At 70.8% G+C, this 25,202-nt stretch carries 20 protein-coding genes and 1 pseudogene; 18 read left to right on the plus strand and 3 right to left on the minus strand.

Features of this window, described 5'->3' with window-relative positions; translation table 11 throughout:
• Positions 1–26 precede the first annotated feature (26 nt).
• The 3 genes from HW130_RS09515 to HW130_RS09525 all read left to right on the plus strand — a co-directional run bounded on the left by HW130_RS09515 (position 27) and on the right by HW130_RS09525 (position 2,982).
• On the plus strand, positions 27–689 hold the full coding sequence (locus tag HW130_RS09515) for a TetR/AcrR family transcriptional regulator (RefSeq protein WP_177149018.1): 663 nt from the start codon (positions 27–29) through the stop codon (positions 687–689).
• Between the two features lie 298 nt (positions 690–987).
• Positions 988–2,508 carry a SulP family inorganic anion transporter gene (locus HW130_RS09520; protein ID WP_177149019.1) on the plus strand — a complete coding sequence of 507 codons (1,521 nt, stop codon included), beginning with the start codon at positions 988–990 and terminating at the stop codon, positions 2,506–2,508.
• 138 nt (positions 2,509–2,646) lie between these two features.
• Complete coding sequence (locus HW130_RS09525) at positions 2,647–2,982, plus strand: YnfA family protein (RefSeq protein ID WP_177149020.1); 336 nt, start codon at positions 2,647–2,649, stop codon at positions 2,980–2,982.
• Positions 2,983–3,214: 232 nt separating this feature from the next.
• Here the strand turns inward: HW130_RS09525 and HW130_RS09535 are convergent, their stop codons facing one another.
• Positions 3,215–5,290 (minus strand): SpoIIE family protein phosphatase, encoded by a 2,076-nt coding sequence (locus HW130_RS09535; protein WP_177149022.1) that lies wholly within the window; start codon positions 5,288–5,290, stop codon positions 3,215–3,217.
• 279 nt (positions 5,291–5,569) lie between these two features.
• On the opposite strand from HW130_RS09535, the gene HW130_RS09540 reads away from it, so the two are divergent.
• The 9 genes from HW130_RS09540 (at position 5,570) to HW130_RS09580 (ending at position 17,920) form a co-directional block, all read left to right on the plus strand.
• Positions 5,570–8,032 carry a SpoIIE family protein phosphatase gene (locus tag HW130_RS09540; RefSeq protein ID WP_177149023.1) on the plus strand — a complete coding sequence of 821 codons (2,463 nt, stop codon included), beginning with the start codon at positions 5,570–5,572 and terminating at the stop codon, positions 8,030–8,032.
• A 332-nt stretch (positions 8,033–8,364) separates the two neighbouring features.
• Positions 8,365–9,813, plus strand: a complete 1,449-nt coding sequence (locus tag HW130_RS09545) for an alkaline phosphatase PhoX (protein ID WP_177149024.1) — start codon at positions 8,365–8,367, stop codon at positions 9,811–9,813.
• A gap of 117 nt (positions 9,814–9,930) precedes the next feature.
• Positions 9,931–10,509, plus strand: a complete 579-nt coding sequence (locus tag HW130_RS09550) for a carbonic anhydrase (protein WP_177149025.1) — start codon at positions 9,931–9,933, stop codon at positions 10,507–10,509.
• 8 nt (positions 10,510–10,517) lie between these two features.
• Complete coding sequence (locus HW130_RS09555) at positions 10,518–11,972, plus strand: SulP family inorganic anion transporter (protein WP_177149026.1); 1,455 nt, start codon at positions 10,518–10,520, stop codon at positions 11,970–11,972.
• Between the two features lie 187 nt (positions 11,973–12,159).
• On the plus strand, positions 12,160–12,645 hold the full coding sequence (locus tag HW130_RS09560; protein WP_177149027.1) for a hypothetical protein: 486 nt from the start codon (positions 12,160–12,162) through the stop codon (positions 12,643–12,645).
• A complete protein-coding gene (locus tag HW130_RS36705; RefSeq protein WP_177149028.1) occupies positions 12,632–14,113 on the plus strand; it encodes a HAMP domain-containing sensor histidine kinase in 1,482 nt (493 codons plus the stop codon). Before HW130_RS09560 ends, HW130_RS36705 begins: the two co-directional genes overlap by 14 nt.
• Positions 14,110–14,799, plus strand: coding sequence for a response regulator transcription factor (locus HW130_RS09570; protein ID WP_177149029.1), 690 nt, complete (start codon positions 14,110–14,112; stop codon positions 14,797–14,799). The genes HW130_RS36705 and HW130_RS09570 overlap by 4 nt, the downstream gene beginning before the upstream one ends.
• Positions 14,800–15,096: 297 nt before the next feature.
• Entirely contained in the window at positions 15,097–16,377 is a 1,281-nt protein-coding gene (locus HW130_RS09575; RefSeq protein WP_177149219.1) for a phytase, read from the plus strand.
• A 184-nt stretch (positions 16,378–16,561) separates the two neighbouring features.
• On the plus strand, positions 16,562–17,920 hold the full coding sequence (locus HW130_RS09580) for an alkaline phosphatase PhoX (RefSeq protein WP_177149030.1): 1,359 nt from the start codon (positions 16,562–16,564) through the stop codon (positions 17,918–17,920).
• A 232-nt stretch (positions 17,921–18,152) separates the two neighbouring features.
• Here HW130_RS09580 and HW130_RS09585 read toward each other — a convergent pair whose 3' ends face one another.
• On the minus strand, positions 18,153–20,165 hold the full coding sequence (locus HW130_RS09585) for a S8 family serine peptidase (protein ID WP_218183329.1): 2,013 nt from the start codon (positions 20,163–20,165) through the stop codon (positions 18,153–18,155).
• 146 nt (positions 20,166–20,311) lie between these two features.
• On the opposite strand from HW130_RS09585, the gene HW130_RS09590 reads away from it, so the two are divergent.
• The 6 genes and pseudogenes from HW130_RS09590 (at position 20,312) to HW130_RS09615 (ending at position 24,248) form a co-directional block, all read left to right on the plus strand.
• Positions 20,312–20,854 (plus strand): hypothetical protein, encoded by a 543-nt coding sequence (locus tag HW130_RS09590; RefSeq protein ID WP_177149031.1) that lies wholly within the window; start codon positions 20,312–20,314, stop codon positions 20,852–20,854.
• Positions 20,855–21,256: 402 nt separating this feature from the next.
• Positions 21,257–21,790 carry a hypothetical protein gene (locus tag HW130_RS09595; protein ID WP_177149032.1) on the plus strand — a complete coding sequence of 178 codons (534 nt, stop codon included), beginning with the start codon at positions 21,257–21,259 and terminating at the stop codon, positions 21,788–21,790.
• A gap of 4 nt (positions 21,791–21,794) precedes the next feature.
• The gene (locus tag HW130_RS09600) at positions 21,795–22,766 is read left to right on the plus strand and encodes a hypothetical protein (RefSeq protein WP_177149033.1); all 972 of its coding nucleotides are present in this window, start codon (positions 21,795–21,797) and stop codon (positions 22,764–22,766) included.
• A 34-nt stretch (positions 22,767–22,800) separates the two neighbouring features.
• Positions 22,801–22,989 (plus strand): annotated as a pseudogene (locus HW130_RS09605) (TetR family transcriptional regulator); the annotation flags it as partial.
• Positions 22,990–23,208: 219 nt separating this feature from the next.
• Positions 23,209–23,550, plus strand: coding sequence for a PadR family transcriptional regulator (locus HW130_RS09610; RefSeq protein WP_177149035.1), 342 nt, complete (start codon positions 23,209–23,211; stop codon positions 23,548–23,550).
• Positions 23,547–24,248 (plus strand): permease prefix domain 1-containing protein, encoded by a 702-nt coding sequence (locus tag HW130_RS09615; RefSeq protein WP_177149036.1) that lies wholly within the window; start codon positions 23,547–23,549, stop codon positions 24,246–24,248. The genes HW130_RS09610 and HW130_RS09615 overlap by 4 nt, the downstream gene beginning before the upstream one ends.
• Positions 24,249–24,638: 390 nt before the next feature.
• Here the strand turns inward: HW130_RS09615 and HW130_RS09620 are convergent, their stop codons facing one another.
• Complete coding sequence (locus HW130_RS09620) at positions 24,639–25,160, minus strand: hypothetical protein (RefSeq protein WP_177149037.1); 522 nt, start codon at positions 25,158–25,160, stop codon at positions 24,639–24,641.
• Between the last annotated feature and the right edge of the window lie 42 nt (positions 25,161–25,202).

The following is a 25,202-nucleotide window of genomic DNA, read 5'->3' on the forward strand; positions in this document are numbered from 1 at the left end:
TCGGCTTTCCGGGCTACGCTGGAGGCATGAACGGCCGCCTCCCGTCCCTGCCCCTCCTTCCGCCCGACGCCGACGGCGTGACGGGCGCGACGGATCCCGCCCTCGGTCCGGCCGGCGGACCGCCGGCCCTGCGGGCGGACGCGGCCCGAAACCGCACGCGGCTCCTGGAGGCCGCCTCGGGACTGGTCGCCGAGTGCGGGGCGGCGAACCTGACCATGGAGGCGCTGGCCGCCGCGGCCGGAGTCGGCAAGGGCACCGTCTTCCGGCGGTTCGGCGACCGGGCCGGTCTGTTCCTGGCCCTGCTCGACCACCGCGAGCGGCAGCTCCAGGCCGCCTTCCTGTCCGGCCCGCCGCCGCTCGGTCCGGACGCCCCGGCCGACGAGCGCCTGCACGCCTTCGGACCGGCCGTGCTGCGCCACGAACGCGACCACCACGAGGTGATCCTGGCCGCCCGGACGGACCCGGTCCGCCCGTACAGCGTGCCGGCGGCACGGCTGCGCCTGACCCACGTCATGATGCTGCTGCGCGCGACGGGCGCGGCCGGTGACGCCGAACTGATCGCGCACACGCTGCTCGGCTACCTCGACACCGCCCTGGTCCACCACCTGGTCACCGGACGGGGAATGCCGCTCGACCGCCTGGAGGCGGGCTGGCACACGCTGGTCGACCGCCTGGCACCGCCCCGCTGACGCGGCGGAGGCCGTCGCGCCCGCCGGTAGAATCGTCCCGGGTTCCGTACGCCGCAGGCGGTTCGGCGATCCCTTTTGCCGTCCGGAATCCCAGCCGGCCCGACCGGCTCCCGAACACTTCCGGGCACGACGCCCGACCCGCAGCCCGGGCCCCCTACGCCGCAGGCGGGGAGGCCGGGCTGTGCTCCGACAGGGCCCCTGCCGAGGCGGGCCGTCGGGGATCGCGCCCCGCACGGAGCCCGGTACGACGCACGCGCATCCAGCCGGTGGATGCGCGTGCCCGAACAGAAACGGTTGGATGTCCTCACCGCTGTCCGCAGTCCCCACGACGCGCGCCCGTTTCCCGGGGAACCCGGGAAGGCCCGACTGGCTCGCCTCCCCGAAGGTCTTCCGTACCGAGGTGCTGGCCGGCCTGGTCGTCGCGCTCGCGCTGATCCCCGAGGCGATCTCCTTCTCGATCATCGCCGGGGTCGACCCGGCCGTCGGCCTGTTCGCCTCGTTCACCATGGCCGTGGTGATCTCCGTCGTCGGTGGCCGCAAGGCGATGATCTCGGCTGCGACGGGCGCCATCGCGCTGGTGATCGCCCCGCTCAACCACCAGTACGGATTCGGGTACCTCGTCGCCGCCGTCGTCCTCGGCGGTCTCATCCAGATCGTCCTCGGCGCGCTGGGCGTCGCGAAGCTGATGCGCTTCGTCCCCCGCTCCGTCATGGTCGGCTTCGTCAACTCCCTGGCCGTTCTGATCTTCATGGCGCAGGTCCCCGAGCTGCACGACGTGCCCTGGGCCGTCTATCCGCTGCTGGCCGGCGGTCTGGCGCTCATGGTGCTGTTCCCGAGGATCACCAGGGCCGTTCCCGCCCCGTTGGTCTCCATCGTCGTCCTGACCGTCATCACCGTCGCCGCCGGCATCGCCGTGCCCACGGTGGGCGACAAGGGCGATCTGCCGTCCTCGCTGCCGGTGCCGGGCCTGCCGGACGTGCCGTTCACGATGGACACCCTGACCGTCATCGCCCCGTACGCGTTCGCCTTCGCGCTGGTCGGGCTGATGGAGTCGCTGATGACCGCCAAGCTCGTCGACGACATCACCGACACCCGTTCCGACAAGACCCGCGAGTCCATCGGCCAGGGCGTCGCCAACATCGTCACCGGCTTCTTCGGCGGGATGGGCGGCTGCGCCATGATCGGACAGACGATGATCAACGTGAAGGTGTCCGGCGCCCGCACCCGGCTGTCCACCTTCCTCGCCGGTGCGCTCCTGATGGTCCTGTGCATCGTCTTCGGACCGGTCGTCTCCGACATCCCCATGGCCGCGCTCGTCGCGGTGATGGTCATGGTGTCGGTCGCCACGTTCGACTGGCACTCCGTCCGGCCGGCCACCCTCAAGCACATGCCCGCCGGTGAGACCACAGTCATGGTCGTGACGGTCGCCGCCGTGGTCGCCACCCACAACCTGGCCATCGGTGTGGTGCTCGGCTCGGTCACCGCCATGGTGGTCTTCGCCAAGCGCGTCGCCCGCCTCGCCCACGTCTCGGCCGTGGTCGACCCCGACGGCAAGCAGGTCGTCTACGCGGTCACCGGAGAGCTGTTCTTCGCCTCCTCCAACGACCTGGTCTCGCGGTTCGCCTACAGGGACGACCCGGACGACATCGTCATCGACCTCACCGGCGCGCACATCTGGGACGCCTCCTCGGTCGCGGCGCTGGACGCGATCGAGGCCAAGTACGGCCGGCTGGGCAAGAAGGTCACCGTCGTCGGCCTGAACGCGCCCAGCGCCGAGATACGCGCCAGACTCGCCGGCCGGCTCGGCGCGGGCCACTGACGCGGACCCGCGGCGTACGCCTGTCGGCAGGCCGCGACCGCGAGGCGGTCCGGCCGGCTGACGCCGTGCTGGAATGGCGCCCGGCCGCCTGATCCACCGCCCACCGGGCCCGCCCCACGACCGAAGGACGTACTCCCCGTGCTCGTCGCCCGCTCCATCGCCCTGTTCGCCGTCGCCGCCCTCTTCGAGATCGGCGGCGCGTGGCTCGTGTGGCAGGGAGTGCGGGAACACCGCGGATGGATCTGGATCGGAGCGGGCGTGATCGCGCTCGGCCTGTACGGATTCGTCGCAACCCTCCAGCCGGACGCGAACTTCGGGCGCGTCCTCGCCGCCTACGGCGGCGTCTTCGTGGCCGGATCGATCGCCTGGGGCATGGCCGCCGACGGCTACCGCCCCGACCGCTTCGACGTCGCGGGCGCGCTGATCTGCCTCGCCGGCATGGCAGTGATCATGTACGCACCGCGAGGCGGCTGACGCCCGCCGCCTCGGCGTCGCCGACGGGCTGCGCAGGATCGCCGCCCCGACCGATCACCGCACCAGGGGGCGACGGCCGTTCCGGGACGGGCGGTATCCGGAGCAGGAGCAGAGCCGCGTCGTCGTGCAGTCGGCCCGGCCGCCCGCATGCGCGAGCAGGCCGTCGCGGAGCGCCGTGAGCGTGCGCGGTCCGAGGGCGCCCGGTCCCGTGCCGGGCAGGACGGGCGCGCCCTCACGCGGCCTGTCGAGCACGGGCGACGAGGAGGGCGACGTCGTCGTGGTCGTCGGGGTGGCGCAGGCCGTGCAGCAGGAGGTCGCAGACTTCCTCCAGGGGCCGGTGGGGTTCGTCGAGGAAGCCGAGGAGGACGTTTAGGCGGTCGTCGATGGAGTGGTGCCGCGTCTCGACGAGGCCGTCGGTGTAGAGGACCAGCAGGTCACCGGGGCCGAAGTCGGCCGTGATGGTCTCGAACGGGATGCCGCCGACGCCGAGCGGGACTCCGGTGGGCAGATCGAGCAGCGCGGGGACGTGGCCGGGGCGGGCCATCGCGGGCGGCATGTGCCCTGCGTTGGCGATGCGGCACTGCCCCGTGCGGGGGTCGTACACGGCGTAGAGGCAGGTCACGATGTAGTGCTCCAGATCGCAGGTGATCTTGTCCAGGTGCTGGAGCACGGCGCCCGGGTCGAGGTCGAGGTCTGCGTAGGCGCAGGTGGCGGTGCGCAGCCGGCCCATGGTGGCGGCGGCGTCGATGCCGTTGCCCATGACGTCGCCGACGACCAGCGCGGTCTTGTCGTCGCTCAGGGGGATGACGTCGTACCAGTCGCCCCCGACTTCGCTGCTCGCCTGGGCGGGCTGGTAGCGGGAGGCGACTTCCAGTCCCGTGAGGTGGGGCGGGTGGTCGGGCAGCAGACTGCGCTGGAGAGTGAGGGCCGTGTTGCGCACGCTCTGGAACCAGCGGGCGTTGTCGATGGCCACGGCGGCGCGGCCGGCCAGCTCACTGGCCAGTACGACGTCGTCCTCGTCGAACGGCAGTGGGTTGCGGGTGCGCTTGAGGTCGAGGGCGCCGAGCACCTCGCCGTGCGCGATCAACGGCACGGCGAGATACGAGTGGACGCCGGCGCGGGCCAGGAGCGCGGTGGCCTCGGCGTCACGGCCGATGCGCGGCAGATCGCGGTCGCCGACGTGGCGCACCAGCAACGGCCGCCCGGTGTGGACGCACAGGGTGACCAGGCGGTCGCCGTCATAGGCGGCCAGGTCACCGGGAGGGTCGGCGGCGTCCAGAGCCACGGTGGGGTGGGCCGCTTTGAGGGCGAGGGCGCGGAAGAGCTCCGGACCGTCGTCCGGTTTGCTCGTGCGGCGGCAGGCGAGGGCGGAGTCGAGTACGTCCACGGCGACCACGTCGGCGAGCTCGGGGGCGGCGATCTCGGCCAGTTCCTGGGCTGTCTGCTCCACGTCCAGAGTGGTGCCGACGCGGGTGGAGGCGTCGGCGATGAGGGCCAGGCGTCGCCGGGCCCGGTCGGCCTCGGCGGCCGCACGGTGCCGCTCGGTGACGTCGACGACCGAGGTGGCGGCACCCAGGACCCGGCCGCCTGGGTCCTCCAGCCGGTAGAAGGAAAGGGACCAGGCGTGCTCGTTGTCGGGGTCGGCCGGGGGGCGGCCCACGTGGTACTGGTCGAGCAGCGGGGTGCCGGTGGTGAGCACCTGACGCAGTGCGGACTCGATGGTGTCGATGTCGGGCAGGGGCAGGGTCTCCCTCAGGTGACGGCCGATGTGGTCTTCGGCTGGTATGCCGTCGATTCGCTCCAGTGCCGGGTTGACCAGGAGATATCGCAGGTCGGGGCCCATGAGTGCAAGCCCGATCGGGGACTGGTCGATCAGCCGCTCGCACAGGGCCAGGTCGGTCTCGACGCGCTGGAGCAGGGCGTGATCGGCTGCGATGCTCAGGGCGTAGGCATCTCCGATCTCGTCCAGCAGCCGCATGTTGCGGAACTCCACCAGGCGACTGCTGCCGTCCTTGTGCCGGACGGGGAAGGCGCCGGCCCAGCTCCGGCCGGTCTGGAGCACCTCCGCGAACAGACTCACGACCCCCTGCAGGTGCTCGGGGTGGACGAGGAGTCGCGCTGCGTACTTGCCAAGGGCCTCTTCCGCGGTGTAGCCGAAGAGCTCCCCGGCCTGAGGGGTCCAGAACACGATGCGCCCGTCGGCGTCGACGACCACCGCGGCAACGCTGAGCACATCCAGAAGACCGGTCGGCCGGGGCGGGTCGGGGCTGTACGCATCATCGTGGGAGCGGAAGGATTCGGCTTTCATCCAGATCCTCCTCCTCCACCGCCCCGCAGAACGTGCCGGCCTCGGGCCCATCGGCGCACACCCGGGTTCTGACTGCCGGCACTTCCATGCTGCCCCCGGCCGTCCGCCTTGCCCAGCCCGGCGCGTTGGCCTGTCCGGGCGGAGGCGAGGGGTGCGGCGCTGTCGGCGGCTCCCTGCGGGCCCGATCGGGAGCCTGCCGAGGCGGCGCGGCCACCGCCCGCCGGGACCGTGCACATCGGGCGGAGTAGCAGGAACATGGTCGTGTAGAGGATGGGATCCATGGATTCTGCGCGAAAAGGTTCCGATGTGGCTGCGTCCGCAGGGCCGCGCGATCTCTTGGACGCGTCCACCGACGCGGCTGCGGTGGTGGACGCGAACGGCGTCGTGGTCGGCTGGACCCGGGGTGCCGAAGAACTCCTCGGGTACCTTGCGCCGGAGGTTGTCGGCGGCTCCGTCGCGCGTCTGCTGGCGATGCCCGGGGATCCGGTACGAGTGGCCGGGATCGCGGAGCGATGCCGAGCCGGAATGGGGTGGAGCGGTCTCATCCCCGTACGGCACCGCGACGGCCGCAGCATCGACGTGGACCTGCGGGTCTCCGCGTCCTTCCGCATGGGCGGCGACGAGTGCTTCCTGATCTCGGCACGGGAGCAGAGGCAGCAATGGAGGGTGGGCCAGTCCGTCCTCGACGGGTTCCTGACCCGCTCTCCGGTCGGCATGGCGGTGATGGATGCGCAGCTGCGCTACGTGTGGCTGAACGACACCCTGGAGCGCTTCGGCGGTGTGCCCCGTGAGCAGCGGCTGGGGCGACGTCTGAGCGAGCTGCTGCCGGGGCTGCAGGCGGACACCATCGAGGGGCTGATGCGCAAGGTGCTGGCGACCGGAGTCCCGGTGACCGACTACGAATACGTGGGATGGAGTTGGGCCGATCCCCACCGCCAACACGCCTACTCCACGTCCTTCTTCCCCCTGGTGGACGCCGACAACTCCGTCACCGGCGTCTGTTACATGGTTCTGGACGTCACCGAGCGGTGGAACGCCCGCCAGCTCCTGTCGCTGGTCAACGAAGCCGGGACCAGGATCGGCAGGACCCTCGACGTGATGCGGACGGCTCAGGAGCTCGCCGACTTCGCCGTTCCCCGCTTCGCGGACTTCGTCGTGGTCGATCTCCTCGAGCCCGTCCTCAGCGCGGAGGGGCACGGAGCGTGGCTGACCGATGCGGGCCTGGCCCCCGCCAAGCCGGTGATGCGCCGCGCCGGCATGAGCTCGGTGCGCGAGGGCTGCCCGGAGGCCGTGGCCGGGATCGGTGACAAGGTGGACTTCCTCCCCCCACCGCACGACGTGGGTCTGCTCATCGACGGCGAGCCGATCCTCATCCCGGTCCTCGACCCCTCCGACGACCTGTGGGTCTCCGAACAGCCCGCGAGAGCGGCAAGCATCCGCGAGTTCGGACTGCACTCCCTCATCTCCGTGCCGATGCGGGCGCGGAACACAGCTCTCGGCCTCGCCACGTTCGTACGGTCGCTCAACCCCGTCGCGTTCCGGGCCGACGACGTCCTGCTGGCCCGAGAGCTGGTGGCACGAGCAGCGCTGTGCGTCGACAACGCTCGCCGCTACACCCGGGAACACGCGGCAGCGGTCACCCTTCAGCGCAGTCTCCTGCCCCACGCCCTGACGGGCGGAACGGCGCTGGAGGTGGCCTCCTCCTACCTTCCGGCGGACGCACCGGGCGGGGTAGGCGGCGACTGGTTCGACGTGATCCCTCTGTCCGGCGCCCGCGTGGGCCTCGTCGTCGGCGATGTGGTGGGCCACGGCATCACTGCGGCGGCGGCGATGGGCCGACTGCGCACAGCGGTCCAGACCCTCGCCGACATGGAGATGCCTCCCGACGAATTGCTGGCTCACCTCGACGACCTCGTGCTGCGGCTGGGCGAGGAGGAGAGCGGTGGCGACGCGGCCGACAGGCACATGACCACCTTCCTCGGAGCAACCTGCCTGTACGCCGTCTACGATCCGGTCACGAGGCGTTGCACGATGGCCCGGGCAGGCCATCCGCCACCTGTCGTCGTCGCACCCGACGGGCACGTCCACTTCCCGGAACCTCCCGCAGGCCCTCCGCTCGGGCTGGGAGGGATGGCGTTCGAGGCCACCGAGATCGAGCTCGCCGAGAACAGTCTGTTCGGCCTCTACACCAACGGGCTCATCGAGGGAGCCGACCGCGACATGGAACGGGGCATGTCCCGACTCGGCGACGTGCTGAGCCGGCCGGACCCCGACCTCGGAGCACTGTGCACGTCCGCGGTGCAGCAGCTCGTGCCCGTGCCTCAGCCCGACGACATCGCCCTTCTCCTGGCGCGCACCCACGCCCTGGGCGCCGACCAGGTCGTCTCGTGGGACGTGCCCGCGGATCCGTCCGCCGTCGCCGACGTCCGGGCCGGGGCGACTCGCCAGGTGGGGGCCTGGGGTCTCGGAGAACTGGCCATGACGACGGAGCTCGTCGTGAGCGAGCTGGTCACCAATGCGATTCGCTACGCCGCACCGCCCATACGGCTGCGACTGCTCCGCGACTCCCGCTTGACCTGCGAGGTCGCCGACGCCAGCAGCACCGCCCCGCGGCTGAGACATGCCAGGAGCACGGACGAAGGCGGTCGTGGCCTGTTTCTGGTGGCCCAACTCGCGCATCGGTGGGGTGCTCGGTACACGGCCGGCGGAAAGATCATCTGGGCCGAACAGGAGATCCCGTGAACGGCTGGACCGCGCGTCGCACTGAGCAAGGCGCGCTTCTCCAGGCGGACTTGGATGTCCGAGACCTTGGTGGCGACGTCCTCACCGCAGTCACCGCAGTCTGCTCAGCCGCCGGACAGAGACCGGCCGGCCGGCAGCGACCGTAAGGCACTCCGCGTCCTGGCGGATTCCCTCGTTCGTCGAGATGAGAAACATGAGAACAGCACATTCATTACTTCTCCTTGACTTCCGCTGAGGTTCTTCCCGGCTGGCCAGCATGGCGGAGTGCCGACCTCCGCTCGGTCGGCGAGCACAGCTCACCGCTTCGCACACTCCGCCATCCGGGAGACGAGATGCCGCTGAACCGCAGGGAATTGCTGAGCCGATCGGCGCTGGCCGGCGCCGGGGTCATGCTCATCGGCAGTGTGGAGGCACTGCTGACGGCGCCCGGTGCCGTCGCCGACACGGCCGCGACGGGCGGCGCCGTCGGCTACGGCCCGCTCGTCCCGGATCCCAAGGGCATCCTCGCCCTGCCCGAAGGCTTCTCCTACCGGATCCTGACCCGCACCGGCGTCACCACGCTGGAGTCCGGCCAGACCACGCCGAGCAACCACGACGGCACGGGCGCCTTCGCGGCCGGCGGCGACGACGATGACGACGACGCCGTGACCCTGCTGGTGAACAACCACGAGATCGACGACCCGCTCGGTGTCGCCGAGCACCCCGTGCCGCACCTGGACGGTCTCGTCTACGACCCGGCGGCCGCCGGCGGCTGCACCGTCGTCGAGGTGGCCGACGACTCCGTGCGCGAATGGGTCGGCATCGCCGGCACCTCCACCAACTGCGCCGGCGGCGTCACCCCGTGGGGCACCTGGCTCACCTGCGAGGAGACCGAGGACAAGGCCGGCGTGGGCGGCATGACCAAGGACCACGGCTACGTCTTCGAGGTCGACCCGCGGCACGGCAGCTCGGCCAACCTCGGCCCCGAGCCGATCAAGGCCCTCGGCCGTTATGCGCACGAGGCGGTCGTGGTCGATTCCTACCGCGGCCACCTGTACCTCACCGAGGACGCCTCCAAGCCCAACGGCCTGCTCTACCGCTGGACCCCGCCGGTCGGTTTCACCCACGGCCCCGGCAAGCTGCGGGCCCTGGCCGACAACGCGGGCGTGCTGGAGGCGTTCAAGTGCTTCGACGCCGCCGGCCAGTACGTCGACGACCTCTCCCGCGCGACGAAGGTCGGCACCGTGTACCGCGTGGACTGGGTGAAGGTCCCGGACCGCGACGCCGTCACCACCTCCGTGCGCAAGCAGTTCCTGGCCGGTGAGATCACCCGCTCCCGCAAGCTCGAGGGCATGTGGTGGGGCGACGGCGGCGCGTACTTCGTCTCCAGCTACGCCCGCACCGAGAGCCCCGGCACCCCGCACGACGGGCAGGTGTGGTTCTACGACCCGCGCAGCAGCACCATCACCCTCAAGGTCCTGCTGGCGGTGAACACCGACGTGTCCCGGGACGGCGCCTACGACGGCCCGGACAACATCACCGTCTCCCCGTTCGGCGGCCTGGTGATCGCCGAGGACGGCGAGGGCGTGTCGCACCTCTTCGGCGCCACCGCCGACGGCCAGACCTACCCCATCGCCCGCAACGAGCTCAACGTCGGCACCCCGGAGGCACCGGAGTACAGCGAGTTCGCCGGCGTCACCTTCTCCGCGGACGGCAGGACGCTGTTCGCCAACATCCAGGAACCCGGCATCCTCGTCGCCGTCACCGGCCCGTGGTCGGGCGACGACGGCGACGACGACTAGTTCCGCCGGTTCCCCCTCCTACTCCCCCCACGGCTCGACCAGTTCGACGGCAGCGGCTCAACGGCGCGCCGCTGCCGACCCCTTGCCAGTGACACCTCCCCTCTCGAGGAAGCTGACATGAAAACCCTCATCGCACACGCACGCGCCTTCGCCCGCTCCCAGGGCGCCGAACTGGGCAGGCTCGCCGCGGGGCAGTCGCCGTACGCCCTCTTCATCACCTGCTCCGACTCGCGCGTCATCCCCTCGCTCATCACCGGTGCCCGCCCCGGCGAGCTCTTCGAGCTGCGTACGGCGGGGAACGTCGTCCCGCAGTACGACGCGGGTCCCACCTCCGAGGCCGCGACGATCGAGTACGCCGTCGAGGTGCTCGGCGTCTCCGACATCGTGGTCTGCGGCCACTCCCACTGCGGCGCGGTCGGCGCGCTGGTACGCGGCGACGACCTGTCGGCCGTACCGGCGGTGCGCGACTGGCTCACTCACGCCGCCGGAATGCCGGCCGGCGCGCAGGACGACCCGCTCGTCGCCGAGGCCGTCCAGCACCACGTGCTGGCCCAGCTGCTCCGGCTGAAGTCGTACCCGTGCGTGGAGACCCGTCTCCACGACGCGCGTCTTCGGGTCCACGCCTGGTTCTACGAGGTCCACACCGGCAGCGTGCTGGCGTACCGGACCGAATCCGACTCCTTCGAGACGCTGTGAGTGCCCCGATGAACACCAGATATCTGAAGCAGGACTTCGCCTCCTCCGTCGTCGTGTTCCTGGTCGCCCTTCCCCTGTGCGTCGGCGTGGCGGTCGCCTCCGGAGTACCGGCCGAACTCGGTATCGTCACCGGCATCGTCGGCGGTCTCGTCACGGGCATGCTGCCGGGCAGCAGCCTCCAGGTGTCCGGCCCGGCCGCCGGTCTGACCGTGCTGTGCTTCGAGGCCGTGCACGAGCACGGGCTCGGCGCGCTCGGCGTGATCGTGCTCGCCACGGGTCTGCTGCAGCTCGGCATGGGGGCACTGCGCTGGGGGCGCTGGTTCCGGGCCATCTCCGTCGCCGTGGTCGAGGGCATGCTCGCCGGAATCGGCCTCGTACTCATCGCCGGCCAGATGTACGCGATGACGCACAGCAAGGCTCCGTCGTCCGGCATCGACAAGATCGCCGGGCTTCCGGAGATGCTCCTCGACTCGCTGCACTCTTCCGCGGCCGTGGCCTCGCTGCTGCTGGGCGTCGGCACCATCGCCGTACTGGTGCTGTGGCCGAGGATGCCGAAGAAGATACGCCTCGTGCCCGGCCCGCTCGTAGCCGTGGCGCTCGCCACCGTCGCCTCGCCGGCCTTCGCCCTCCCCGTCACGAAGGTGACGGTGCACGGGCTGTTCTCGGCGATCCAGCCGCCCGCACCCTCCGGGTTCGCGGAGCTGGCGGACATCGGGCTGGTGACCACGATCCTGGCGTTCACGCTGATCGCCTCGGCGGAAAGCCTGTTCAGCGCGGCGGCCGTGGACCGGCTGCACGACGGTCAGCGCACCGACTACGACAAGGAGCTGATGGCCCAGGGCGTGGGCAACGCGGTCTGCGGCGTGCTCGGCGCGCTGCCGATGACCGCGGTGATCGTGCGCAGCGCGGCCAACGTCCAGGCCGGGGCGCGGACCAAGGCCTCCCGGGTCCTGCACGGCGCCTGGCTGCTGCTGTTCGCCGCCCTGCTGCCGGCCGCGCTGGGCGTCATCCCCATCCCGGCGCTCGCGGCCGTCCTGATCTACTCGGGCTTCAAGCTGATCCCCCTGAAGAGCCTCTCCACCCTCTGGCGCGGACACCGCGGCGAAGCCGTGATCCTCGTCGTCACCGCGCTCTCCATCGTGGCGATCAGCATGTTCGAGGGTGTACTGATCGGTCTCGCGCTCGCTGTGGTGAAGACGGCCTGGGAGGCGTCCCACGTCAAGCTGGAGATCGTCGACAAGGGCGCGGGCCCCGTTCAGGCACACCTGACCGGCAACGCCACCTTCCTCAGGCTGCCGAAGATCCTCGACACCCTGGAGTCGATCCCGCAGGACCGCCCCGTCGAGCTGGATCTGTCCCGGGTGCACCACCTCGACCACGCCTGCCGTACGGCCCTGGAGAACTGGGCGGAGCGACACGGAGTGGCCGACACCGCATCGGCCAAGGTCATCATGGCCGTCTGAGCGGACGCGGGGGCGGCGCCGTACGGGGTGCCGCCCCCGCGCACACCGTCGGCGCATGGCTCATACACAAAGTTCAGGAGCAGGTCATGCGCCGAGCAGGCCGCCGCCGGACTCCGCTGGTAGCTGTTCAGGACGGGTCCGATGTCGGAAGGCCCTTGCGCAAGGACACCGAGGAGGTTGTACCCGCGTGACCCGCAGCCAGCGTCTCGCCGCTCTCGCGGCCGGCGCGATTCTGCTCGTTGGAATCCCCGTCTCCGGAGCTCATCAGGTGCCCCCTCCGGATCTCGGCGAGCCCGTCGTCGTCGGCCGCACGGGACCCGGACCCACGAGGGGTTCCAAACCGTCTCCGGACGGCCGGGCGACGGAGCGGACCCCGAACCGTTCACCGTCCCCGGGTGCCACGAAAGGGACCGCGGACGCGCACGAGGACGAGTACGGCGGCGAGGATGCCGTCGCCTCCGCGCCCACCGGCGCGGAGAAGGCGGACGCCACGGACCCCGCCCGGACGGACACGGCGCAGCCCGTGTCACCGAAGGCCCCCGTGCCCGCCGGGGATGCCTCCGACCACGACCGGACGCCCACCTACAGCCCCGCGGCACCGGCCACCCCTGGGACGCCGAGCACACCGGCGGACGACGACGGAGACGACGATGACACCGGTGAGGACGGCTGAGTCCGCACCGCCGAAGCAGGCCGTCGGCACGCCCGGGCGCCACCCGCTCCGGTCGATCCGCGCGCGCCTGCTCGGGCGGATGCTGGTGCTCGTAGGACTGACGCTGGCGAGCCTCACCGGTGCGGAGTCGTTCATCCTCACGGCCCGCCTGAACGAACGCGTCGACCGCGAACTCGCCCACGACATCGAGGCGTTCCGCTCCTTCGCGACTGACACCGCAGGCGGTTCGGGGCCGGCCCCCGGCGGGGTGCGCGCACTCTTCGTCTCCTACCTGAAGAGTTACCTGCCGGAGCACGGCCAGACCCTGATCACCCTGGTCGACGGAGCTCCGTACCGCCGCTCCGCCGAGGAGCCGCCGGCCCGCCTGGACACCGACCACGCGCTGATGGGCAGAGCCGCCGGGGTCCGCTCACCCTCCTACGGGGACGCGCAGAGCCCGGCGGGCTCCGTGCGGTACGTGGCCGTGCCCGTCGTGGTGGCGGGCGACCGGGCGCGGGGCGTGCTCGTCATCGCCACCTTCACCCAGCAGGAACGCGACCACATCAACGAGTCGATCCGCACCCAGACCTATCTCGGCCTCGGCGCCATGCTGCTCTCCGCGTGCGTCGGCTGGATCTTCGCCAGCCGTATCGTCGCTCCGCTGCGGGTCCTGCGGGACACCGCCCGTTCGATCCACGAGTCGGACATCACCCGCCGCATCCCCGTCGAGGACAGGGACGAGATCGGTCAACTGGCAAGCACCTTCAACGACATGCTCGACCACCTGGACGACGCCTTCTCCACCAAGCGGCAGTTCATGAACGACGTGGGCCACGAACTGCGCACGCCCATCACCATCGTGCTCAGCCAGTTGGAGGCGCTCCCCGACGACCCCGCGGACCGTGCCCAGACCGTCGCGGTCATCACCGACGAACTGCACCGCATGCACCGCATGGCGGAGGAACTCCTCATGCTGGCCAAGGCCCGCCGCCCGGACGCCCTGCGCCCCGAGGACCTCAGCCTCTCCGAACTGATCGAGGAGGTGTACGTGAAGGCCGCCGCGCTGGCCGAACGCCGCTGGCTCCTGGACTTCGTGGAGGACCCGCACCGCGACACCCTCCACGCCGACCGCCAGCTCCTCACCCAGGCCATGATCCAACTGGCCCAGAACGCCGCTCAGCACACCGAGGAGCACGGCCGTATCTGGATCGGCGGCCGGGCCGGAGCCGACAGGGTCCAGCTGTGGGTCAAGGACACCGGTCCCGGCATTCGGCACGCCGACCAGCAACGCATCTTCGAGAGGTTCACGAGGGCGGAGGAAAGCCGCGGCCGGACGGGGGCCGGGCTCGGACTCGCCATCGTCAAGGCCATAGCCGAGGCGCACCACGGCGAGGTCCAGGTGGACAGCAGCCCGGGTCGAGGCGCGACCTTCACCCTGCGCATCCCGTATGTCACGCACGCCCTGAACGGCGGCCTTCGGAAACCATGAGCCGGAGCAGACAGCCCCGCCGCCATCTCCTCATCGCCGAGGACGAGGCCCACATAGCCTCCTACCTCTCGGAACGCTTCACCGCCCACGGCTTCCGCACCACAGTCGTCACCGACGGGGAGACGGCCCGGCGCGCGGCCATGTCGGGCAGATACGACCTGATGGTCCTGGACATCGGACTGCCCGGCGAGGACGGCTTCACCGTCGTCACCCGCCTCCGCGCGGCATCCAGCGCCCTCCCGGTCATCATCCTCACGGCCCGGGACACCGTCGCCGACACGGTGTACGGCCTGGAGGGCGGCGCCGACGACTACATGACCAAACCCTTCAGCTTCGAAGAACTCCTCGCCCGGGTCCGCCTGCGCCTGCGCCTGCGCGAGACCGACAGCTCCGTCCTGCGCCGCGCCGGAATCGCCCTGGAGACCCGCACCCGCCAGGCCTATGTCGACGGCCGGATCATCCAGCTCAGCGCCCGAGAGGCCGCCCTGCTGGAGCACCTCATGCGCAACGCCGGGAGGGTGCTCGGCCGGGAGGACCTGCTCTGCGACGTGTGGGGGTACGAGGCGTCGGAGGGCTCCAACATCGTCGACGTGTACGTCCGTTACCTCCGCCGCAAGCTGGGCGCGTCCAGGATCACCACAGTGCGGGGACAGGGCTATCGGTTGGAGGACGACGAACTCGCCTGAGTATGAGCGCCGGTGGCCGTCGGCGCCGAGTCCCGCCCCGCCGTCGCGACTTCGTGGTCACGCAGGCAGGTGCGGGCGGCGACGACGCTTCTGTCCTGAGGCCGGGGACGGGGCGCCCAAGTCCTCACCCGCGAGGCCTGGCCTCGTCACCGCACAGCGGTCAACGCTTCACCTTCGGTACCGATGATCTCGGTGGTGCCCGACGCGGGATCGCTCCCCGGCGTGGCCCCACCGGGACTTGTCCGTCGTTCTTCCCCCCTTCGTGGAGGTACTGTGCGCAACCTGCGCGGGACACAGATGGCCGCGATCGTCGCGGCCCTGACCAGCGTGGCGGTTCTGCCCACGTCGGCCCAGGCCGACTCCGGGCTTTCGAGCCTGACCGCCACCACCGAGACCCCGGCCCTGTACGGCGACGACGCCGGCGGCAACTCCGACGCCGACGACCCGGCGATCTGGCGCAACGACGCCGACCCGGACGCCAGCCTGGTGATCGCCACCGCCAAGGAAGGCGGCCTGCGCGTGTACGACCTGGCCGGCAAGGAGGTGCAGTCGATACCGGCACCGCCCGCCCCGACCCCCGACGACAAGCCGGGCCGCTTCAACAACGTGGACCTGGTCTCCGGATTCCCGCTGCCGACCGGCCGTGCCGATGTCGCCGTCGTCACCGACCGGGGCCGCGACCACCTGCGCGTCTACCGCATCAACCCGGGCGCCGCCCAGCCGCTGACGGACATCACCGACCCGGACGCCCCGCTGGTCTTCTCCAAGACCCTGGACGAGGTCAACGACCAGACCACCCCCTACGGCCTGGCCACCTGGAAGGACAGGTCCACCGGGCGCTCCTACGCGGTGGTCAGTCAGCGCAGCCGCACCCGGCTGGCCCTGCTGGAGCTGAGGACGACCGCCACCGGAGCGGTCACTTACCAGCAGGTGCGCACATACGACCTGCCGTCCTCCTTCACCCTCCCCAACGGCCGGTCCTGGACCCCGTGCGCCGACCCCGGTGACCTCCCGCAGGTCGAGGGCATGGTCGTGGACCCGGTGAACAAGGTGCTCTACGCCGGCCAGGAGGACGTCGGCATCTGGCGGATGCCCGCCGACCTCGGCGGCAAGCCGAAGCTGATCGACAAGGTGCGGGAGTACGGCGTCCCCGGGACCTACGACGAGGCGACCGAGGAGTGCGTCGCCGGCGCGGACCCCGGCTACGGAGGCACGCACCTGTCCGCCGACGTCGAGGGCCTGACCATCCTCGACGAGGGCGATGGTGACGGTTACCTGCTTTCCTCCAGCCAGGGCGACAACACCTTCGCCGCCTACGACCGCGAGGTGGCGGACGACAACGAGTACGAGAGCGGCTTCCGTATCGCCGCCGGCACCGTCGACGGCTCCGAGGAGTGCGACGGCGCCGCCGTGCTGAACGTCCCCCTGGGCTCCCGCTATCCGAACGGTCTGCTCGTGGTGCAGGACGGGCACAACACCCCGGACGAGACGGACGGGGACGGCGAGGTCCGGGACAACACCAACTTCAAGTTCGTCGACCTGGGCAAGGTCACGAACGCGCTGGGCGGGGACGACTGAGTCCGCGTCACGCCAGTGATCGACACGTGCGCCTCCGCCGCATACGGCGGAGGCGCCAGGACGGTCCCCGAACGGTGGCTGAAAGAGGTTCTCCCAACGCTCACTTTCCGTTGGGAGAGGGACGGAGTGACTGCTCCTAGGGTGGCTCGCACCGCCCCCGTTCAGATGCATCGAGAGGACTCCCATGACAGGCAAGTCCGCCGGAAGACCGACCGGTTCCGGTCTTGAACGACGCACCCTCCTGCGCGGGGCCGCCGTGGCTGCGGCCGCGTCCGTTCCCTTCCAGGCCCTCACGGCGCGGACAGCCGCAGCCGCGCCGGTCAAGCTGGAATTCGATGCCGGGTACGGCCCGCTGGGCCCGGTCAAGGACCAGGCGACCGGCCTGGAACTGCTGCACCTGCCGCGCGGGTTCGAGTACATCTCCTACGGCTGGACCAACGACCTCATGGACGACGGGGTCCGCACCCCGGGCGCGCACGACGGGATGGCCGCCTTCCGGTACGGGGACCGGGTCCACCTCGTCCGCAACCACGAGCGCGGCGCCGGACCCGCCTTCACCGCCCCCGCCTACAACCCCGAGGCCGGCGGCGGCACCACCACGCTGGTCTTCGACCCGGACGCCGGCCAGTGGCTGGAGTCCTACGGCAGCCTCGGCGGCACCATGCGCAACTGCGCCGGCGGTCCCACCCCGTGGAACACCTGGCTCACCTGTGAGGAGACCTTCTCCACGACTGCCGGCAAGAGGCACGGCTACATCTTCGAGGTGGCCTCGGAGGGCAAGGGCAACCCTGAGCCCTACAGGGCCATGGGGCGGTTCAACCACGAGGCCGTCGCCATCGACCCGGCGACCGGCTACGTCTACGAGACCGAGGACCGCGGCGACGCGTCGCTCTACCGGTTCGTCCCGGCGGTCCCGGGCGACCTGTCCAAGGGCGGCCGGCTCGAGGCCCTGCGCATCGGCACCACCACGTACGACACCCGCGGCGACGGGGCGAAGGCGTACGGCACCGTCTCCTGGGTGCCCGTGGACGACGTCGACCCGGCGACGGACACGGTACGGCTCCAGGCGCAGGCGAACGGCGCCGCGGTGTTCAGCCGCCTCGAGGGCGCCTGGTACGGCAACGACCGCATCTACGTGATCACGACCGACGGTGGACCCGCCCGGCAGGGCCAGGTCTTCGAACTCGACCCGGCGACCGACGAGTTCCGGGTGCTCTTTGCCTCCCCGGGATCCGACGTCCTCAACGCGCCGGACAACATGTGCGTCAGTCCCCGCGGAGGCCTGGTGCTCTGCGAGGACGGCGGCGGCACCGAGTACGTCCACGGGCTCACCGTGGAGGGCGAGATCTTCCGCTTCGCCGCCAACAACGTGGACCTGCGAGGCGGGACCGCCGGCAAGAACGTCGCGGCGGCCGACCACCGGGGGTCCGAGTGGGCCGGTTCGGTCTTCGAGCCCAAGAACGGCAACTGGCTGTTCGTGAACATCCAGACCCCCGGCATCACGTTCGCGATCACCGGCCCCTGGTCCCAGGGCGCCCTCTGATCCGTCCGCCGGGCGCGCCGTCCGCTCGTCGTGGCGTGCAGGGCTGCCGGACCGGAGTCAGAGACAGGTCCGGCAGCCCTCCGTGCCGCCACCCCTGCTCGCGGCCCGCAGCTCGGGCCGGGCCGGCGGCCGCTCCCGCCCGCCACGACATGGATGCTGCCGGTGGCCGCCGTCTGGAAGTTCCGTGGACCAGGCCCGAGGGCCGGCTCGGGGAGCGTTTGACGGCTGTGGACTAGCTGGTGACTTTTCCGGTGGTGACCAGGGCGAAGTCGGCGTCGGTCGCGGGGGTTTCCACGTGTCCGTCTGCGTTGATCTGGCTGGCGACGACCTGGATGGTCCAGGTGCCGGAGGCCGGGTTCTGGACGAACACGTTCTCGACGGTGTCGATCGTGTTCGCCGAGCCACCCGGTGTTGACCAGTTGCCTGCGGCGAGTCCGTTGTTTCCCCAGTACACGGTGCCGTCCGGGGCGGTGAGCTTGAGGGTCAGGTCGTTGACCCGCGCCTGGGCCGCCGACGGCGAGCCCATCGGGTCGGTGTAGGCCATCGTCGCCTTCAGCGGCAAACTGCCGTCGGTGGTCAGTGTGTAGGTCGCGGTCTGGCCCTGCGTGAGCACGTCGGTCTCGTCGACGAGGACGGGCAGCTGCCAGTTGTTGTCCTGTGCCTGTTGGTAGAGGTTGTCGGCGCTGGCCGTGCCCCAGCCCTGCTTCATTCGGGCCAGGTCGTGGGACTCTCCGGTGAAGGTGTACTGGTCGGCCGAGTTGATCAGCAATGCCTTGGCGGTGGCGGCATGCGGCCGGGATGCGAAGACGTCGCGGTTCTGACCGGGGCCGCCGTCGAAGACGCCGTCGGCCCACATCTGGTGGATGAGGCCTGCGTAGCCGCAGGTGATCGGGGTGGCGGCGCTGGTGCCGTTGAACGTGTTGGTGTACGCGGTGTTGCTGCCGCTCGCGGTGGTGTGGACCGCGTCGTAGTAGTTCGACAGGTCGGGCTTGATCCGCCCGTCCGCGGCAGGGCCGATGCCGGCGCCGCCGTTCCATGCGTCGTCGGTGCGGGAGAGGGTGTCGTAGTGGTGGACACCGCCGACGGACACCACGTTCTTCGCCCAGGCCTGTGGCCGGCCGGAGCGGTTACCGGTGTTGCCCTGGGCCTGGCAGATCAGGATGTCGTGGTCGAAGACGATGTCGTCCATCGCCGCCGACGTCGAGTTGTAGCCGAAGGTCAGCGCGCTGCCCCAGCTGTTGGACTGGAACACCGCCCGGTACGGGCCCGTCGGGTCGACGAGCTGCGCGGTGTGCGCCCACCGGTCGGACACCTGGTTGTTCGCGAAGATGGGCTGTGCCTGGGGCAGCAGGCCGCGGGCAGTGGCGTTGACTCCGGAGGAGAAGATCTGCCCGTACGTGGAGGTGCCGTGGCTGATGTTGGTGGTGTTGGCGGTGTGCATGATCGGCGGGTATGCGGCGAACTCCTGGTGGGTGGTGCGCAGTCCGGTGTCCATCACCTCACCGCGTACGCCCTGGCCGAGGTAGCCCTGTGCGGTTTCGACCGTGTTGGCGCCGCCCGCTTCGCGGGCGTTGTTCATGTCGACTTCGGGTGCCGTCCAGGCGTCGAGCGCGAGGACCGCGTCCAGGTGCGCCACGGCGAGCGCCTGTGCCGGCTTGAGGGTTGCGTCGATCAGTTGCCGGCTCGCCGATGCGACGTGCACCTTCCCGCCGAGCTTGGTGATTTTCTCGACCACCGCGCGTTGGTCGGCGGCGTTCCGTTCCACCAGGGTGATGAGGTACCGGCGGGTGCTGGACGGCGCGGCCCCGCCTTCGATCTTGTCGCCGGCGTCGTACCGGCCGACCCATCGCACGTACGGCAGCGCGGCGACGCGTGCCCGGGCGGCGGCGTTCATGCGGACCACGTACGCAGCGTCGGGAATGTAGGCGCCGACGCGGGCGCCGAGGGCGGCCAGCTCGGCGCGGTGCTTGTCGAGCGGCGTGGTCGAGAACTGCACCAGGTACGCGCGGCCGCCCACCGACCGCATGGCTCCTTGCGGCCGGGTGCGCTCCGCCTTCGGTGTGGTCGGATCGAAGGTACGGGTGCGCAGCCGGATCAGCGTGGGCTCGTGGTCCTCGCTGACGCTGGCGAGCCGGGTCGGTTCCGTGCGGCCCTGGTGCGCCGGCATGGACAGGGCGGGGCTGGCGGCGGCGGCGAGGGACAGGGCGAGGACGGTGTACGTCGCGGCGCGTGCGGAGTTGCGCATGGGGGCTCCTGGACGAAGATCCGCCCCCCGGGGGTGCGGACGGGTAAAATCGGTCGAGGAACGCTAACCGGTCGCAGCCGGACAGAAACCGCCTGAACGGGTGACGGTGAATCAAAACCATCCTCAACGGCATCTATAGTCGCGGCGTGCAAACACTGTGGACGCTGCTGGGCGTCGGGTCGGTGGTCATGGTGACGGTGCTGCCCGGGGCAGCTGAGCCGGTGACGAACGACGCTGTGGAAGGCGTCGCGCAACCGCCGGGCGCGCTGTCGATCACCGTGCCGGCCGCGGTGAATCTCGGCACGGCCTTCCCCGGTTCATCGATCAGCCGACAGCTCGGCCAGGTCCGGGTGGCGGATACGCGGGGCAGGCGGCCGGCGACCTGGACGGCGACGGTGGCGGCGAGCGACTTCACCACGCCGGGCGGCGGCGCTGCCCGGCAGATCTCCAGGAGCCAGGTCTCGTACTGGTCGGGTCAGGCCACCAGCACCATGGGCCCGGGCACCCGCGTACCGGGCCAGGCCACGAGCGCGCAGGCACAGAGCCTGAGCGTGCCCCGTACGGCGTTCGCCAAGACGTCGGGCAACGGGAACAACACCACCGCCTGGCAGCCGACGCTGATCGTCGCGATCCCCGCGTCCGCCGTGGGCGGCACCTACACCGGGACGGTCACCCACTCAGTCGCATAACCGGGAATGGCGTTCGCGCCGCCGAACTGTGGTCACCCGCCGTCGGGTGTCATCGTCCTGGTGGCGTGACGGGAAGACGCGGCGACACGGGCCTTCGTCGAGTAGCGCTTCATCCGCCGGGGCGGACAGTACGTTGCAGACGTGGACCAAGGTCGCAGAGAGACTCTGAGGATTATGGCTGTCAGTGCTGCGGTGGGCGTGGCGATCGCTGGGCTCGTGCTCCTCGTCGTCTTCCTTGCCAGCGGCCTGTAGCCGTGATCAGGGCGCAGACACCACCAAGCCACCCGCCAGCCCTGCCGCCGCCGAAGAAGAACCGGCTCGGGACACGGATCTTCACTGGAGTAGTAAATGTCAGCATTTCTGCTCAGTCTGCATACGGTGGTCCCTGTGAGAAGAAGAGCAATGCTTTCGTGTGCCATCGCCGTGGCCGTGGTCGGCGCGGCTTCGCTGCCCGCGGTCGCCCAAGGGCCGTCGGGGGACACGACCGTGACGTTCACCGTGGCAACGGCGAACCTCACGATCGAGGTGCCCTCCTCCCGCGACCTGGGGTCCGGGTTCCCGGGGCAGACGATCAGCGGTCAGCTCGGCACCGTGACAGTGGACGACGAGCGGGCCGCGGCGGACGCCACGTGGACAGCGCAGGTGGTCGCGACGCAGTTCGACACCGGAACGGACGCGCCTTCCGAGACCGTCCCGCCGAACCTGGTGGACTACTGGTCCGGGCCGGCGACCTCCACCACTGGCACCGGCGACTTCGTGCCCGGCCAGCCCACGCGTGCCGACCGGCAAAGCCTGGAGCGGCCGCGCACCGCGTTCTCCCATACCACGGGCAGCGGGAACAACAGCGCGAGCTGGAACCCCACCCTGGAGATCACCATCCCGAACGAGGCCGTCGGCGGGCTCTACAGCGGGACGGTGACCCATTCGGTTTCGTGAGCCCGTGGCCGGACTGCTCCTTGCGGTGTCCCTGCTCGTCGGATCTGTCGCGCCCGTGGCCGCAGAGGAGCCGCGGCGGGCCTCCGACGACTTGAGCGTCGGCATCCGGCTCGTCGACGCGCCGGTCAGCCGCCGCGAGGACAACCGTGCCCACCGGTACATCATCGATCACATCAAACCGGCCGAGCAGATTCGCAGGCGGATCGCGGTCACCAACCTGTCGGACACGCGACACCGCGTGCGGCTCTACCCCGCGGCCGCCGCGGTCCACAAGGACGGCTTCACCTTCGCCCCCGGTCGCAGGGGCAACGAGCTCACCAGATGGGTGACGCTCGAGCACAGCGAACTCGTCCTGGAACCCGACGAGACGGCGACAGTGTGGACCGAGATCACCGTGGCGAAGGATGCGACGGGCGGCGAACACTACGGTGTCATCTGGGCGGAGATCAGCCCCAAGCGCGACCCCTCACAGCAGGTGCACCACGTGGCCCGCGCCGGGGTGCGCATCTATCTGTCCGTCGGGCCCGGCGGAGAACCACGCTCGGACTTCCGCATCGAAGATCTGACCGGCGCACGCGCCAAGAACGGCGTACCGGTGGTCACAGCCCGAGTGAAGAACACCGGCGGGCGGGCCCTCGACCTCACGGGCAAACTCACCCTGTCACATGGGCCGGGCGGAGTGTCCGCAGGCCCGTTCAACGTCCAGGCCGTCACCGTCGGCCCAGGCCGCTCGGCGCCGGCGACGACCTCACTCGACCCGCGGCTGCCGGACGGGGCGTGGACCGCACAACTGACCCTCGCCAGCGGACTCGTCACACGAGAGACCAGCGGCCGCATCAGCATCGGCACGCCGCAGTCGGCCCGCCGGGGCGGCGGAAACAGCCGGATGGCCATGGTCACGGTCGGCAGCCTCGTTTCGGTTGCCGCGACAGCGGTGCTCGCGTACGCATACCGCCGCCGCAGCCACTCGCGCTGATCGAGCTGCACTGTCGCGCATGAACGTCTTCCCGGCGGAGCTGGCACACCGCCTGGGGCTCGACCCCGACACCGATCTGTACCCGCAGATGGCCGTCGGGATGGCGCTGACCGCCTTCAACACCGTGCTGCAACGGTGGAGCGACAGCGACAGCGCCGAGGACCACACCGCACTGATCGACCGGGCCTTCACCCTGTTCTCCCCGGCCTTGGACGCCGTCTGACGGCCGGGCCCCTCTCGTGCACGGGCTGGCGTGCCCCACGGGCAACCCCGAACGCGGAGGAGGAAGGCCAGCACTCGCCCAGGAGCACCTGCCGACTTGCGCTCATCGACGTCCAGAGGCCGGTCATGGACGGCATTGGGCGCTTGTGCGTACGGCCAAGGGACGCATTGGTTTCCCATGGACAGAGCGCCAATGCTTCATTGTGTAGGCTGCCGACTTATGAGACAGGATGCAGTGCGCGGTCACCTGGACGGACTGCTGCTGGCCGTACTGGAACCGGGTCCCCTGCACGGCTACGCGATCATCACTGCCGTCCAGCAGCGCAGCGGAGGGGCGCTCGAGCTGCGTACCGGCACGATCTATCCCGCGCTCAACCGGCTGGAGCGAGTCGGGCTGCTGCGCAGCAGTTGGCAGAGCACCGGGGAGCGTCGGAGGCGTTGCTACGAGCTCACCGACGCCGGACGCCGGACGCTGGCACACGAGCGGTCGGCATGGCAGGAATTCACCACCGCCATCGGATCGGTCCTGAATCCCGTCACGCCGCCCGGAGCCGCCACATGAGCGCCGTCAGCCCTCGGACCGACCCCATCGAGGATTATGTATCGGCTCTCTCCGCCGCCCTGCACGGCCCGGAGCGGACCAAGGCGCGCATGGTGGCCGAGGTGCGCGAGGGCCTCGCGGACGCGGTGTCGGAACGCACTCGCGTCGGGCTGACGTATCAGCGCGCCGCACAGCAGGCGGTGCGGGAGTTCGGCACCGCGGACGAGCTCGTGGGGAGCTGGCAGCGCGAGCTGACGATCGCGCAGGCTCGGCACACCGCGCGAGCCATCGCCCTCACGCTCCCCTTCGTGATTGCCTGCTGGTATCTCGTCCAGCGCGCCGGCAACGAGCCGACCTGGCAACTGCCGCGCACGGCCCAGCTGCTGGCTGTCCACCTGGCCGGCGTCTCGGCGCTCGCTGCACTGCTCGCCGCCGTGGCCCTGGCGGCCACCGGCACGCTCGCCCGCTGGCTGCCCACACCGGACCGGCTGCCCCTCACGGTCGCGTGGGCGGGCACCGGCGCCAGCGTGTCCATGGCCCTCGCCACCCTCGCCCTCGCCGTCTCGGCCTCCCTCGCGACCGACTGGCTGCTGCTCGCGTTCGCCGGAGCCCTCGCCGCCACCTCGCACGCCCTGGTGGCCGGTTCGGCCCGGTCCTGCCGCCGCTGTGCGCGCCTGACGACCACGGACGGCCAACCGGACAGCGGCGCCCGGACCTGAGCAGCGAGCAGCGGGGACCGGCGCCATGTGAAGGGCACGCCGCCTGGCGCTGCCCCTGCGTCGGCGGGCGGTTCGACGGTACCGGCCGCCGGGCAGGTCCGGGACGTCGCCGGCCGGAGCATCGTCGGCCTCGCCCTCCCGCGTCGTGACGGAACCCGTCGGGGCGCGGCCCCGGAATCACCGGTGACAGGACCGGCCCGGTTGCCCGGTTGCCCGGCCGCCCGGACGGCTGGGAGAACCGTCCGGGCGGTCTGCCGTGGCGTCATTTCCGGCCGCGAGGCCCGACGGTGAAGCCGGGGGCTCCGCCGAGGTGACGGATGTTCGTGATCACCGTCGTGGGCCGTCCAGCCGGACCAGGTTCTCGGTGGGGGTGGTCGCGGCGTACGGCGGTCAGGCGCCGGTCGTGGAGCCGGGGCGGACGACCATCAGGACCACCACGACGGCCCAGAGGAGGTTGAAGATGCCGGTGACCATGGCCAGGCGGCGGGCCGCCGCCGAGCGCGTCGCCTCCGAGGTGGCGGTGTCCACGTCCGTGTCCACACCCGTGCCCGGGCCGACGCCTGCGGCCTCGGGGCGGGCGAGCAGCCGTTCCTGACCGGGCAGAATCGCCATCAGCAGCAGGCCCGCGGCGATCGCGGTGAGGACGATCGAGACGAGGAGCCAAGCGTCGCCCAACACGCCCATCCGGGCGCCGGTCGCGATACCGAAGACCGGCACGACGACGCCGACGACGGTGTACCCCCGGCAGATCCGGTGCAGCAGAGCCGCGGTGGCGGGGGTGCGCTCCTCGCCGCTCGGGTCGTCACCGGTCTGCGGCTTGACGAAGCGGGGGAACATCGACGCCGCCACAGTAATCGGCCCAATCGTCACGATCGACGCCAACACGTGCACCGAGAGCAGCAGTTTGGTCACCGGGACCCCTCCTGAATGGCTACCAATATGTTTCCTACCAAC

It is taken from the genome of Streptomyces sp. PKU-EA00015 (assembly GCF_013387495.1).
Lineage (GTDB): Bacteria > Actinomycetota > Actinomycetes > Streptomycetales > Streptomycetaceae > Streptomyces.